Source organism: Campylobacter showae, from assembly GCF_004803815.1.
Lineage (GTDB): Bacteria > Campylobacterota > Campylobacteria > Campylobacterales > Campylobacteraceae > Campylobacter_A > Campylobacter_A showae.
Window position 1 is genome coordinate 2,084,905 of record NZ_CP012544.1, and the last position, 12,983, is coordinate 2,097,887.

General features: G+C 45.7%; 12 protein-coding genes. 9 read left to right on the forward strand and 3 right to left on the reverse strand.

What is annotated here, in order from left to right; all coding sequences use genetic code 11:
* Position 1: 1 nt before the first annotated feature.
* Positions 2–1,675, reverse strand: coding sequence for a dihydroxy-acid dehydratase (gene ilvD / locus CSHOW_RS10240; RefSeq protein WP_004321690.1), 1,674 nt, complete (start codon positions 1,673–1,675; stop codon positions 2–4).
* 108 nt (positions 1,676–1,783) lie between these two features.
* Here ilvD and CSHOW_RS10245 point away from each other — a divergent pair, with 108 nt between their 5' ends.
* The gene (locus tag CSHOW_RS10245; RefSeq protein ID WP_004321691.1) at positions 1,784–3,235 is read left to right on the forward strand and encodes an MBOAT family O-acyltransferase; all 1,452 of its coding nucleotides are present in this window, start codon (positions 1,784–1,786) and stop codon (positions 3,233–3,235) included.
* 8 nt (positions 3,236–3,243) lie between these two features.
* Positions 3,244–4,281 carry a hypothetical protein gene (locus CSHOW_RS10250; RefSeq protein ID WP_004321693.1) on the forward strand — a complete coding sequence of 346 codons (1,038 nt, stop codon included), beginning with the start codon at positions 3,244–3,246 and terminating at the stop codon, positions 4,279–4,281.
* Between the two features lie 239 nt (positions 4,282–4,520).
* Here CSHOW_RS10250 and CSHOW_RS10255 read toward each other — a convergent pair whose 3' ends face one another.
* Positions 4,521–5,339: a CsgG/HfaB family protein gene (locus CSHOW_RS10255; protein WP_004321694.1), complete on the reverse strand. Its 819-nt coding sequence runs from the start codon at positions 5,337–5,339 to the stop codon at positions 4,521–4,523.
* Between the two features lie 112 nt (positions 5,340–5,451).
* Here CSHOW_RS10255 and CSHOW_RS10260 point away from each other — a divergent pair, with 112 nt between their 5' ends.
* The 7 genes from CSHOW_RS10260 (at position 5,452) to CSHOW_RS10290 (ending at position 12,304) form a co-directional block, all read left to right on the forward strand.
* On the forward strand, positions 5,452–5,847 hold the full coding sequence (locus CSHOW_RS10260; RefSeq protein ID WP_004321695.1) for a hypothetical protein: 396 nt from the start codon (positions 5,452–5,454) through the stop codon (positions 5,845–5,847).
* 84 nt (positions 5,848–5,931) lie between these two features.
* On the forward strand, positions 5,932–7,272 hold the full coding sequence (locus CSHOW_RS10265) for a Na+/H+ antiporter family protein (RefSeq protein WP_004321696.1): 1,341 nt from the start codon (positions 5,932–5,934) through the stop codon (positions 7,270–7,272).
* Between the two features lie 286 nt (positions 7,273–7,558).
* Positions 7,559–9,829 carry a flagellar hook protein FlgE gene (gene flgE, locus CSHOW_RS10270; RefSeq protein WP_004321698.1) on the forward strand — a complete coding sequence of 757 codons (2,271 nt, stop codon included), beginning with the start codon at positions 7,559–7,561 and terminating at the stop codon, positions 9,827–9,829.
* Between the two features lie 111 nt (positions 9,830–9,940).
* Positions 9,941–10,189, forward strand: coding sequence for a type II toxin-antitoxin system RelB/DinJ family antitoxin (locus tag CSHOW_RS10275; protein ID WP_004321700.1), 249 nt, complete (start codon positions 9,941–9,943; stop codon positions 10,187–10,189).
* Positions 10,182–10,445, forward strand: coding sequence for a Txe/YoeB family addiction module toxin (locus CSHOW_RS10280; protein ID WP_004321702.1), 264 nt, complete (start codon positions 10,182–10,184; stop codon positions 10,443–10,445). The genes CSHOW_RS10275 and CSHOW_RS10280 overlap by 8 nt, the downstream gene beginning before the upstream one ends.
* A gap of 135 nt (positions 10,446–10,580) precedes the next feature.
* A complete protein-coding gene (gene thyX / locus CSHOW_RS10285; RefSeq protein ID WP_004321705.1) occupies positions 10,581–11,201 on the forward strand; it encodes an FAD-dependent thymidylate synthase in 621 nt (206 codons plus the stop codon).
* An 86-nt stretch (positions 11,202–11,287) separates the two neighbouring features.
* On the forward strand, positions 11,288–12,304 hold the full coding sequence (locus CSHOW_RS10290; protein ID WP_004321708.1) for a DUF6892 domain-containing protein: 1,017 nt from the start codon (positions 11,288–11,290) through the stop codon (positions 12,302–12,304).
* Between the two features lie 92 nt (positions 12,305–12,396).
* On the opposite strand, the gene ruvC is transcribed toward CSHOW_RS10290, so the two are convergent.
* The gene (gene ruvC / locus CSHOW_RS10295; protein ID WP_004321710.1) at positions 12,397–12,870 is read right to left on the reverse strand and encodes a crossover junction endodeoxyribonuclease RuvC; all 474 of its coding nucleotides are present in this window, start codon (positions 12,868–12,870) and stop codon (positions 12,397–12,399) included.
* Positions 12,871–12,983: the final 113 nt, after the last annotated feature.

The following is a 12,983-nucleotide window of genomic DNA, read 5'->3' on the forward strand; positions in this document are numbered from 1 at the left end:
TCTACGCCTCCAAAATCGCTCCGTTGCTAGCGTTCGTTACTAGCTTGCGGTACATTCGCAGCCAGCGGTACGGTAGCAGTTTTTCAAGCGGTTTAAATTTGGCCCTGCGCTCGGCGATCTCCTCTTCGCTTAGACGCACATTGATCGCGTATGTATCCACGTCAATATCGATGATATCGCCATCTTGCAGCAGCCCGATCATGCCGCCCTCGGCAGCCTCCGGGCTCACGTGTCCGACGCTTAGCCCTCTCGTAGCTCCGCTAAACCTGCCGTCCGTGATGAGCGCCACGTCTGCGCCCAGGCCTCGCCCCATGATGAGCGAAGTCGGGCTTAGCATCTCCTGCATACCCGGGCCTCCGCGCGGCCCTTCGTAGCGGATGACGACCACGTCGCCTTTACCGACTTTGCCCTTTGAGATACCCTCTATCGCCTCGTCTTGGCTATTAAAGCACACGGCTTTGCCGCTAAATTTACGCTCGCCGATTATGCCCGCGGTCTTGATGACGCAGCCCTGCTCGGCTAAATTTCCAAACAAAATCGCCAATCCGCCCACGTCCGAATAGGCGTTTTCGACCTTATGGATGACCTCTTCGTCTTTTATGACGCTTGCTCCGACGCGCTCGCCTAGGCTCTCGCCCGTGACCGTCGGCGCGCCAAGGTCTAGCAGCCCGTTATCGCGGCGCGAAATTTCGTTTATCACGGCACTTAGCCCGCCCGCGCGGTCGATGTCCTCCATATGCACGTTTGGCAGGCTTGGACTGATTTTGGCGATATGCGCGATCTTGCGGCTGATCTCGTTGAGCCCTGCGATCTGCAAATTTACCCCAGCTTCGCGCGCGATAGCCAGGATGTGCAGCACGGTGTTGCTGCTACCGCCCATCGCCATATCGACGACTAGGGCGTTTTGGATAGATTTTTCGTTTACGATGTTGCGGATTTTATATTTTTCATCCAGCGCGATCTCGCAGATACGACGTCCAGCCTCGCGGATAAGCTCCTCACGCTCTGGCGTAAGCGCGGGCACGGTGCCGTTGCCTTTTAGCGCGATACCCATCGCTTCGCACAGCGTATTCATCGAGTTTGCCGTAAACATCCCCGAGCAGCTGCCTCCGCTCGGACAGGCGGCGCACTCGATCTCTTTTAGCTCCTCGGCGCTGATCTCTTTGGTTTCAAATTTACCCACCGCCTCAAACGCCGTGGATAGGTCGATTGGCTCGCCTTTTTTGGTGTAGCCCTTTTTCATCGGGCCGCCGCTAACAAAAACCGTCGGCACGTTCACGCGAAGCGCGCCCATAACCATGCCCGGTACGATTTTATCGCAGTTTGGCATGCAAACTAGAGCATCTAGGGCATGGGCGTTCATCACCGTTTCGATCGAATTTGCGATTAGCTCGCGGCTAGGCAGGCTATAGAGCATCCCGCTATGCCCCATCGCGATGCCGTCGTCCACGCCGATGCAGTTAAACTCAAAGGGCACGCAGCCGTTTTTGCGGATCTCGTCTTTTAAAATTTCGGAGTATTTGTTGAGAAAAAAGTGCCCCGGGATGATCTCGATGAAGCTGTTTGCCACGCCGATAAACGGCTTTTCAAAGTCCTCGTCCTTTAGCCCCGTCGCTCTTAGCAAGCTTCTGTGCGGCGCGCGCGTATAGCCTTTTTTGATGATGTCGCTTCTCAAATTTGATCCTTTTAGTGGAATTTGGGCGATTTTATCGAATTTAGCTTTAAAAAGCTTAATTTAAATCAAATTTGAGTATATTTAAACTCTTTTAAAATAAGGGTAAAAATGCTTTTTAACTCATTTGCGTTTATAGTTTTTTTCTTACCGATTACTTTTGGGGTTTATTTTGTTTTAAATAAACTCAAATTCGTTCAACTCAGTATCTTTTGGCTCACGGTCGCTTCGCTATTTTTTTATGGATATTGGAATTTTATTTATATCCCGCTTATTTTATGTTCGATCACGTTTAACTTCTACGTCGGTCATCTGCTCTGCGCTCACCCATCTCGCAAAAAGCTTATTTTATGGGCGGGCGTCGCGGCAAATTTAGCCCTACTGGCCTACTACAAATACACCGACTTTTTGATAGAAAATTTTAACGGATTTTTCGGCGCCGACGTGCCGCTGCATCACGTCGTTTTGCCTCTTGGCATCAGCTTTTTTACATTTACGCAAATAGCGTTTTTAGTAGACTGCTATCACGAAAAAGTAAAAGAGCCCAGCTTCCTTCGCTACGCGCTTTTCGTTACGTATTTCCCGCATCTTTTAGCCGGTCCTATCATCCACCACGCCGAGATGATGCCGCAGTTTGCAAATTTACGTTTAAAGCACATAAACTATAAAAATTTAAGCATCGGACTTTTTTTATTTTCGATCGGACTTTTTAAAAAGGTCGTAGTGGCCGATTTTTTCGCTAGATTTGCCCTTCACGGTTTTGACGTGTATACGACTCTTAGCATGAGCGAGGCATGGATCACGAGCCTTAGCTACACTTTTCAGCTATATTTTGACTTTAGCGGTTACACCGATATGGCGATCGGCATTTCATATATGTTTAACATTGTTCTACCGTTAAATTTCAACTCCCCCTACAAAGCGCTAAATATCCAAGACTTTTGGCACAGATGGCATATGACGCTCTCGAGATTTTTACGCGACTACATCTATATCCCGCTAGGCGGCAACCGCAGAGGCGAATACCGTACCTACGCCAACGTTTTTGCAGTATTTTTGCTAGGCGGACTTTGGCACGGAGCAGGTTGGATGTTTATCATCTGGGGCGCGCTGCACGGACTAGCGATGATGGTTTGTAGATTTTACGGCGCGCATTTTCGCCCGATGAATAAATTTCTAGCTTGGTTTATAACGTTTAACTTTATAAATATCACTTGGATATTTTTCCGCGCCAGAGACCTAGATAGCGCGATGAAAGTGCTAAAAGGCATGTTTGATTTTAGCTCGGTTAAGATAAATTTTAACTACTTAGAGTACATAAGCAACTCTCTGGGATACAATCAAATAAATTTTATGGAAACACCGCAAATAGCCATGGGTACGTTCTGCGCTATTATGGGTATTACGCTTTTTGTTACGATTTTCGGGCGAAACTCGAACGAAATGGCCGCTAGAGCAAAATTTGGCTTTCTTACCGCACTTTTTACGGCGTTTTTGTTGGCTTTGGTTTTTGCTTTTAGCTCCGGTGCGCAGGAGTCACCGTTTTTGTATTTTAACTTTTAGGATTAAATTTGAAAAAATATAAAATTTTTCTTTTGACGCTTCCTATTTTGATGCTAGTTATGATCGCGTTTTATATGGCGTTTGCGATGTTTCTCATCAGGGTTTCGTCGGCTCATCACTACGCGTATAAAAACTACCTCATCTCAAACGCGACTGAACAAAACCGTATCATCGTCGAAAGCGGCTCAAACTCCTATCACGGTATCAACTCCCAGATGCTTGAAAAGCACTTTGGCAAGCTGGTTATAAATTTAGCCGATCACGGCGGTTATCCGCTACGCCACAGACTCTACCGAGCGGCCAAGCTAGCGCATAAAGGAGATATTTTTATCCTACCTTTGGAGTACAGGTACTACATCAACGATGTTCCGCCCGATACTTATTACTACGGACTTTTTTTTGAGATTCACCATTTTTACGACTATTTACCGTTTTTTGAAAAGCTAAAAACTATCTCGCAAATCCCGTTTCAAGCATTTATAAACGCGCTAATAAGAGACTATAAAGAAATAGCGGCATTTGAGATAAATTTCGATAACTTTATCAACAAAAAGCCTCAAGCCGTGCACAATTTTTCGCCGGATTTTAGAAACGGCGAACGCGGCGATTATAAATACATCGGCAAAGTAGAAGAAGCCAAAGACACGCAGATGCCGTGCCAAAAATACATATTTTTCACCGATTTTTCGGGTAGCAAAATCGGTATAAGCGATATTTTCAAAGAAAATTTAAATTTTATGAAAAAACTCGAGCGCGAAAAAGGGATCAAATTTATCTTTACCTACCCGGCCGTCGCGGGCGATGATTGCTACGATCTAAACGACCCGCACGCCGCGGATAATCAAAAATTTCTAAAAGACGTAAAAAAGCTCATCGAGGATAACGGCTTTGAGATGATCGGCGATTATAAAGATAGCTATTTTCCGCGTAAATTTCTGCACGACACGTGGTTTCATCTAGTGCCCGAGGCCAGAGATATGCGCACGCAAAAGCTAATCGAAAATCTCGAAAAGTCAAAATACGCAAAAGAGCTACACGCGAAGTAAAATTTGATATTAACTAACGACAAGCGTAAATTTGAGCTTTTAGTTTATTGCTAGATCAAATTTGAGTAAATTTTACTCACTACTAAATTTTTAGAACTAAGATTTTTAAAGTAAATTTTGATGCGGTAAAAGAGATAAATTTGAGCCCAAAAACTCAAAATTTAAGCGCAAAGCGGAGCTTGCCTCGCGCTTATAAAATGGCTAGAGCGATTCTGGTCGCTCTAGCCTAGCGAAGTAAATCAATCCGCTACTTTCATCGCGCCGCCCGCGCCCAAACCGCCTTTTACGGTTTGCATTTTGTAGTTTCTGACGGCTTCTATTAGGTTATTCATTGAGTCGGTGAAGGCTGCTACTATGACTTTGCCCTCAGGCGTGTTGGCGTAGGCCCCAAGTCCTCCGCCTACTTTACTACCAAATAAGCCTCCAAGTCCTGCAAAGTCCGTGTTTCTAGCGCTTCCCTCGGCTGCCGCTAACTGTACGCCCGATCGGTTTTCGATGAGGGTTAGAACAGTGCTCACGTCGCTCGTGCTAAATCCGCCCGCTACTGAGCCCGCGACTGAGCCGAAAAATGCGCCTACGACGCCGCCTAGTCCGCTAGTATTGCTCTCGCTAAATGTTATCGTAGGAGTTAAGGTATAGTCCGCGGCGACCATCTGACCTTTTTTGAAATTTGAGTTCTTTCTAAGCTCGCCCGACTCCATCAACGCGCGCTCTTCTAGCATTTGGTTAAATGCCTTGCTACGCTCGACGACTACGAAGCAGTTTGACTGCTGAGCTAGGAGCCTAAGAACCGGGATAGTAGATGTTAGTTTGTACTGCCCGGTTACGACGGAGTACCAGTCGCTATTTCTATCCTCATAAATCGTAACCGTACCCATAGACTCGGTACATCTGGTTAGTCCAGAGTTAGTATTGTGCGCGCTTGAACCCGCAGCTGAGCCAGTAGCCGTCGTTTTAGCCCCAGGCGATCCCATACTCATCGACGACATACAACCCGTCAAAAGAAAAGGCAGAGCCAAAACCGCAATCTTCGATGCGTTAAAAAACGATTTTTTCATTTATAACTCCTTGGAGAAATTTACAAAATTGTAATATATTTGCGCTAAAAATTTACTTTATTTTAAATTTGATGTTATAAAATGATTTAGAAATAACCAGAAAGGATTTAACATGAAAAAACTTGTTTTAATCGCTCTTTTTACAGCGTTTTGTTTAAATTTGGCAAACGCTTACGACCGTTATTCAAACGAATCTTTAATAGTCATCCCGGATAACAGCTACAAATACAAAAAACGTCGCCACCGAGATAGATACGACGACGACGTAGTGATATATATGGACCCTCCATACGGCGGTTACAGACAAACCGACCGAGGCAGAGACTACCGCGACAAACTAGTCGATCAGTACATAAAAAACAATAACATAAAAAAAGGCGGCTCGAGCAAATCCGACGACCGAAGCTACGAGAGAGGCTATGACGACGGATACGACGATGGATACCGCGATAGACGCGACGATTATTACTATTCGCCTCGCCCGCAAGTAGGCATCCGCGTTAGATAAATTTGACGCCCGTTCGCCGCTAGTCGTCAAATTTGACCGGCGGCGAAATTTGATTTACGAATTTGATTTACAAAAAGGAAAATAATGCTAACCAACCCCGTCGTGATCAGTATCCTAGTGATGACTGCGCTTTGTTTGCTGAGATTTAACATCCTGCTTTCCATCCTCGTCTCCGCCCTAGTCGCGGGTCTCATCTATCACGGCGGATTTGCCGGCGTAGGGGCCTTTTTCGACGCGCTAACGGCCACCACATCGACGCTGATAACCGGCATGAAAGGCAACCTAGAAACCTCGCTCAGCTATATCTTGCTAGGCGCTCTCGCAGCCGCGATAGCAAACACGAACCTAACCGCGATCCTCATAAACGCCGTTAGCAAGGCTCTAGCGAAAACCAGCACCTATTTTGCTCTGATAATCGCCTCCATCGCGTGCTTATCGCAAAATTTGATTCCGGTTCACATCGCTTTCATCCCGATTCTCATTCCTCCGCTTTTGCCGCTGATGAACCGCCTAGGCATCGACCGCCGAGCCGTCGCGTGCGCTCTTACTTTCGGACTAAAGGCGCCGTACGTGAGCCTTAGCGTCGGCTTTGGCCTTATCTTTCACGGCATTATCAAAAAAGAGCTCGCAAACAACGGCGTAGAGGTGCAGATGAGCGAGATCTCAAGCGTGATGTGGATCGGCGGCCTTTCTATGCTAGTGGGCTTGCTTTTGGCCGTTTTCATCTTTTACCGCAAAAGACGCGACTACGCTCACACCAAATTTGAAAGCAGCGAGGAGCAAGAGGCGCAGTTGGCCGCAAGCCTAGAAATGACTAAAAAAGAGTGGGCGGTGCTAGGCGGCGCGGTAGTAGCCTTTGGAGTGCAAATTTACACAGAAAGCATGCCTCTTGGCGCGCTTTTAGGGCTTTTAGTCATGATAGTTTTAGGCGGTATCGAGTACCGTAAAATCGACAAAATCATGGATAGCGGCCTAGCGATGATGGGCTTTATCGCATTTATTATGCTCGTTGCCGCGGGCTTTGGCTCGGTTTTGCGCGAGAGCGGCGGTATCGAGCAGCTAGTGGGCTTTGCTAGCGAGGTGGTGGGCGGCAAAATAGGCGGCGCGATACTGATGCTAGCTATCGGCTTGCTCGTTACTATGGGTATCGGCACGAGCTTTGGTACGATACCGATCATCGCGGCGATCTACGTGCCGTTTTCGCTTTCGCTGGGATTTTCTCCGGCGGCGATCATCTTGTTAGTTGGTATAGCGGCGGCTCTGGGCGATGCGGGCAGTCCCGCTAGCGACAGCACGCTAGGGCCTACGAGCGGTCTAAATGCTGACGGCCAGCACAATCATATTTACGATACGTGCGTGCCGACTTTTATATTCTTTAATATACCGCTGCTAATCGGCGGCGTAATCGGCGCGATGATTTTGTAAATTTGGCAGCTTGTCTCGCGAGCGTCTTTAACGGAGCTAGTAAAAATTTAGCTTGATAGACTACATGTCTTATCTTCGCTAAATTTTTACGTCGCAACCCTTAAATCCATCTCGCGATACTTCGCCTTGGCTTTTTGCGTTCAAATTTGAAGTCAAATTTATAAATTTGAATCATAAACTCTTTTTCGCCACTACCTTCGCGAAGACTAAACTAAAATCAAATTTAAATTTGGAACGTCTTTTGCTTAAGTCATCTTAAAATTCACTTTTCAAAAAGGATAAAGCTATGATGAGATCACTTTGGTCGGGCGTTACGGGACTACAAGCTCACCAGATCGCTATGGATGTTGAGGGTAACAACATCGCTAACGTCAACACAGTCGGCTACAAATACAACCGCGCAAATTTCGACGACCTTATCTACCAAACTTCGCGTATCGCCACCGCACCGCAAAATCAACACGGCGGCGTAAATAACATGGAAGTTGGCCTAGGCACGCAGATAAACTCCACTACGAGGATTTTTAAGCAAGGCTCGCTGCAAACCACCGACAAACAAACCGATATCGCGCTTCAAGGCGACGGATTTTTCATGGTGAGCTCCGACGGCGGCAAGACTACCTACTATACTAGAAACGGTGACTTTTCAAGAGATAGCGAGGGTAACTTCGTCGATAACGGCGGAAATATCGTCCAAGGCTGGATGAGGGACGAGGAAACAGGAGAGATAGATCCTACTAGACCTATCGGCGATATAAAGATCCCAGTCGGCCTAACCGTGCCTGCTCGCGCTACGACAAACATCGCGCTAAAAGGAAACTTAGACAGCGGTAACGACGTAGGAAATAAAAAGATACCTATCTATAAGCTAGATCAGCATCACAACGGCGTAGATTTAGATAACGACGGAACTATAGCCGGTAGCGAAGTACACGACGAAAATAACGTCGGTGCAAATAGATTCTACGTAAATAAAAACGGCGAACAAAGGATGACGGAGCGCGGAGCCGATTTAGGAGTATTGTTTAATAGCAACGGCGATGCATATAACCTAAGAGATGCCCAGGGAACCGGCGGACAAGGCATATGGGCTAGCTATGCAGACGCCAAAACCGATGGATTAACCGTAGCTGGCGTAGGAGCTGATGGGTCTTTCGCTGCTCCTGGCAAAAAACTCAATATAACGCTAAATGGGAAAAATATAACTGGTGAAAATATACTAACTATCGGTCAATTAGCAGGTATAATAAACGGTAAATATAGCGAAACCGGCGTAGAAGCTAGCGTAGTAAACGGCAATAAACTAGTGCTAACTAATAGAAATAATCTTGGTACTACGGCAAATATGAAAAATATAAAAATGACCGTAAATACAGGTGGAGTTCCTGCAGATGACACAGGATTAACCGATATAAAAATTATAACTGCGTATCAATACGTATATAATAAAACACACGTATCTGCTACGCATGCTTACGACGATACAAAAGAAAGAGAAGTAACCACTACTGAGGATTTACGTGAAGCTATGCAAAAAGATGCTAGAGAATTTACCAACTATGATCATGTGCAAAATCCAGCAGTAACCGGAACTAACCCATTACCGGCAGCAAATCAAAATAACGGTGCACAAGTTATCGTAAACGAACACGGCCAATATCAATTTAAAAATCCTAGCGCTGCTGGTGCCAAAGACATGAATATTGCCGTAACCGGTTTAACGAACGCCACCAAAAACGTAACCGAAAACGTCAAATTTACAGCATCTATGGCGCCTATTTCAGGATCTTTAAGTGCAGGCGGAGCGACTAGGGTAACCGATAGCTTAAATATGGCTGCCCATAGTTCAAGTACCGATCTTTACGATAGCTTAGGCACAAAACATAACGTAAAAATGGATTTTATAAAACGCGGCTATACAGAAAACGGAGGAACAGAGTGGACGATGGTCATCCAAGTGGCCGAGCCAAACTCTATAAATACCGTAGAACCTAGAAACGTAGTAACAGGTTACGTGAGATTTAACCCGGACGGTTCGCTAGCGACGTATAGTCCTGCCAGTATCACTTTCGGCGCGCAAAACGGTTCGGCTATCGGTCAAAATATCGAGCTAAAATTCGGCACTACGCAGACCACCGACGGACTAACCAGCACCGACAATAACTCAAGCACCGCGGACATCAGTCAAGACGGCTACGCTAGCGGCGAACTAAACGGTATTAGGATAGATCAAAGCGGAACGCTAGTAGGATCATTTACGAACGGCCGAAGCCTAGGACTAGCGCAAGTGGGCGTAGCTAAATTTGCAAACAATCAAGGCTTAGCCGGCGAAGGCGGAAATTTATTTTCCCGCACAGCAAACTCGGGCGATCCGATCATCGGTGCAGCTCAGACGGCTGGACGCGGTAAGATCTCAGCCTCAAGCCTAGAGATGAGTAACGTCGATCTATCTCGCTCGCTAACTCAGCTCATCGTCGTACAGCGTGGCTTCCAAGCTAACTCAAAGACGATCACGACTAGCGACGAAATGCTAAACACGCTGCTTCAACTAAAATAAAATAACCCAAATAAGACGCTAAATTTTAGCGTCTTATTCTATCTAAAAAATACAATAATCCTTTACATAGTAAATACAAAATGATACAATGCAAATCAAAAAGGATATAAAATGGCAAGCGTAAATATTCGCGTAAACGATAACGATAAAAAAGCTGTCGAGCAAATTTTAGCTGATATCGGTCTCACTCTTAGTTCGGCTACGAATGCATTTTATAAACAAATTATAATGCATCGAGGTATACCGTTTGAGCTCAAGGTCGACCCATTTTTTTCACAAGAAAATTTAAAAAGGCTCGAAAAAAATGCGGAGCAAATGAAAACTACGGGCGGTCAAATTCATGAGGTTTTGAATGATTAAGGCTTGGTCGGACGATGCTTGGGACGAATTTATTTACTGGCAACAAAATGATAAAAAAGTCTTAAAAAGAATTTTAGAGCTCATAAAAGGTATCGATAGAAACGGCTATGAAGGCATTGGCAAACCAGAAAGGCTAACGGGCAATCTAAGTGAGTATCATAGTAGACGCATAGACGGTGCAAACAGGATAGTCTACAAAATAGAAAACGACATTATTAAAATCATTCAGTGCGACTCTCATTATAGAGATAAATAATTGTATTGATATTATTTAAAACTAAATTTGTAAATTTTACCGTACTGTTGGTAAAAGCTAGAATACAAGTTTAAAATCAAATTTTTATCAATTTTTAGCTAAATTTACCGCTAAATTTAACTAAAAGAGTCAAAAATGCAAGTAACGCTTCTAAATTACACCCCGCTAAATATCTGCTCGCACGCGATCCGCACGTGTTGGCAAAGCTTTGAAAAAGGCGATAACGGCGGCGAAAAAGACGTCGAGCTCATCGAGCGCGTCGGCAATAAATTTAAACACGCCAGCACGCTTGAACACCTCTCATACAACTTCTACATCCAAGGCATCTCGCGCGCCCTGCTACAAGAACTAGCCCGTCACCGCGTGGCGAGCCTCAGCGTCAAATCAACACGCTACACGCTAAAAGAGCTAAAAAAAGAGGCTAAATTTGAGCTTGGCGACTTTGATCGAGCGGCGAGATTTATAGTATTAACGGGCGACGAAACGGTCGATAACGCAAGCATCAAAGCGCTGGAAAACCTGCGCGAAATCCTCGCAAACACGACAAAAAGCCTCGACATCGTCAAATACTGCCTACCCGAGTGTTACAAAACTGAACTCGCGTGGAGCGTAAACGCGCGTAGTTTGCAAAATTTCCTCTCGCTTCGTAGCTCAAAATCAGCGCTTTGGGAGATTAGGAATCTCTCGCTAAAGCTTTACGAGTCGCTACCGCAGGAGCATAAATTTATATTCGAGGATCACGTAAATCAGGAATAATAGAGCGCTTTGTGCCGCCTCCAAAATAAAAGGAATGCTGTGTGAAAATTTTAAGACGAAATTAAGGCAAAATCAGGAGAGGCGAAATGGGACTGTTTGACATTTTTAAAAAGCAAAAATTTGACGTCGACGTGCGCTCGGACGACATTTTTATCGGCGGCGTAAACTGCGAGTTTGATCTAGCTAAGTTTAACGAAGCCCTAGGCCAACCGCGCGTGGTTGATGACGGAGAGGGCAAAAGCCGCTATTTTTGGGATGAGGCGGGGATTTTCGCCTTCGTGCGCGCAGGCGAGCTCGCAGAACCAAAGCTTTCCGAGATAGTTTTGATGCTTGAGGTCGCAAAGGGCGTGCAGCACGAGGTTCCGCGCAAGCTCTACGGCGGCGCGTTCACGCTTGAGGGCAGACCGCCGCTTGAGGCCGTGCCAGAGCAGGAGCTGCGCAGCGCATATATATTTTTGGAGCTTAACCTTGGTAAATTCGAAGTCTCGCTAGCTCTTGCCGAGACCGTGCAACAAAAAATCGACGAAATGGACTTTGCCGAGCGCTTCGCTAAACGTGACACCGACGAGATCGCAGACATCGTGCGAGCTGCGAAAATGCCGATAGGGCGCGTCTGCATCAATCAAAAGGCGAAAAAGGTAAAACGAAAGCCGAGCGATAAATTTAAGCTTCCGCGCGCAGCGGGCGAGACGCTAGCGTTTAAAAATTTCAATTTCAAAATCGCCGTAATGAACGAGCTGATGTATGAAAAATCCCTGCTACAGCCCAAATTTGACGTGTTTGAGTACTGCGAGGAGCGCGGTATCGATCCATATGCGGACTTCGGCGCCCTGCCGCAAGCCAAAAAGTGGTTTAAGGACTATCCGGTCCCCGCAAATTTGGCGGAGCAGGTGAGCGAACTCTACCTTGACGGCGGAAACGAAATTTACCTGCAAATCGCGCCTGATTGGGACGGCGAGGACGAGCTTTTCGATATCAAAAACATTGACGCCGCCGAGCTTGCGCCCTTCGTTAATCTTAAAAAAATCGAGACGACCGGCATCGGCATATCTAAAAAGGCGCGAAAAGCATTAACGGATGCGGGGATTACGGTAGTTGATTGAGCGCGGAGATAAAATTTAAGCCATCAAATTTTGCGCTAAAAAGGGCAAAATTTGAGGTCAAATTTTACTAAAAAACAAACAAAAATTTGAACTTATTTTAAGCGTAAATTATTCGCGTGCGTCAGCGCAATAGCGATAGCGTCGGTGATATCAAGCGGTTTGATCTCCTTTGTTATACCCAGAATTTTCTTAACCATAAAGGCCACCTGCTCTTTATCTGCCTTAGCTTTGCCCGTGACGGTTTTTTTGACCTGAAGCGGCGTATACTCTGCAAAATCGCCGTGAAGCTGTAAAATTTTAAGACTAAGCGCGCCTCGAAACTGCGCGAGCTTTAAAACCGTTTTTGGATTATAAGCGAAAAATATGTCCTCGATCGCCACTTCGTCAAATTTGTGATTTTTAAAAATCAGGTCGAGTCCCTCGCAAAGTTCGGTGATTTGATACTGCAAAGAATTCGGTTTTATTTTGATTAGTCCCGCCTCGATTAAAACAGTTTTCACGGGAGTCTTTTCGACGATCGCATAGCCGCAATTTCGCGATCCCGGATCAATTCCTAAAATTTTCATCTCATCCTTTTCAACGGTTTTTCACGCTTTTTTCACGGCGTGAAAAACGAATTTCAACGCCATTTTAACAAATTTAAGATAAAATCTAGCGAATTAATCTTAAAGGCAAAAAT

What these genes read in the sequence shown, in the direction of transcription:
- CSHOW_RS10260 (WP_004321695.1), top strand. Translation starts at nt 5,452, where the DNA reads ATGAAAAAACTTGTTTTAATCGCTCTTTTTACAGCGTTTTGTTTAAAT.
- CSHOW_RS10275 (WP_004321700.1), top strand. Translation starts at nt 9,941, where the DNA reads ATGGCAAGCGTAAATATTCGCGTAAACGATAACGATAAAAAAGCTGTC.
- CSHOW_RS10245 (WP_004321691.1), top strand. Translation starts at nt 1,784, where the DNA reads ATGCTTTTTAACTCATTTGCGTTTATAGTTTTTTTCTTACCGATTACT.
- CSHOW_RS10280 (WP_004321702.1), top strand. Translation starts at nt 10,182, where the DNA reads ATGATTAAGGCTTGGTCGGACGATGCTTGGGACGAATTTATTTACTGG.
- CSHOW_RS10290 (WP_004321708.1), top strand. Translation starts at nt 11,288, where the DNA reads ATGGGACTGTTTGACATTTTTAAAAAGCAAAAATTTGACGTCGACGTG.
- CSHOW_RS10255 (WP_004321694.1), bottom strand. Translation starts at nt 5,339, where the DNA reads ATGAAAAAATCGTTTTTTAACGCATCGAAGATTGCGGTTTTGGCTCTG.
- flgE (WP_004321698.1), top strand. Translation starts at nt 7,559, where the DNA reads ATGATGAGATCACTTTGGTCGGGCGTTACGGGACTACAAGCTCACCAG.
- thyX (WP_004321705.1), top strand. Translation starts at nt 10,581, where the DNA reads ATGCAAGTAACGCTTCTAAATTACACCCCGCTAAATATCTGCTCGCAC.
- CSHOW_RS10265 (WP_004321696.1), top strand. Translation starts at nt 5,932, where the DNA reads ATGCTAACCAACCCCGTCGTGATCAGTATCCTAGTGATGACTGCGCTT.
- ruvC (WP_004321710.1), bottom strand. Translation starts at nt 12,870, where the DNA reads ATGAAAATTTTAGGAATTGATCCGGGATCGCGAAATTGCGGCTATGCG.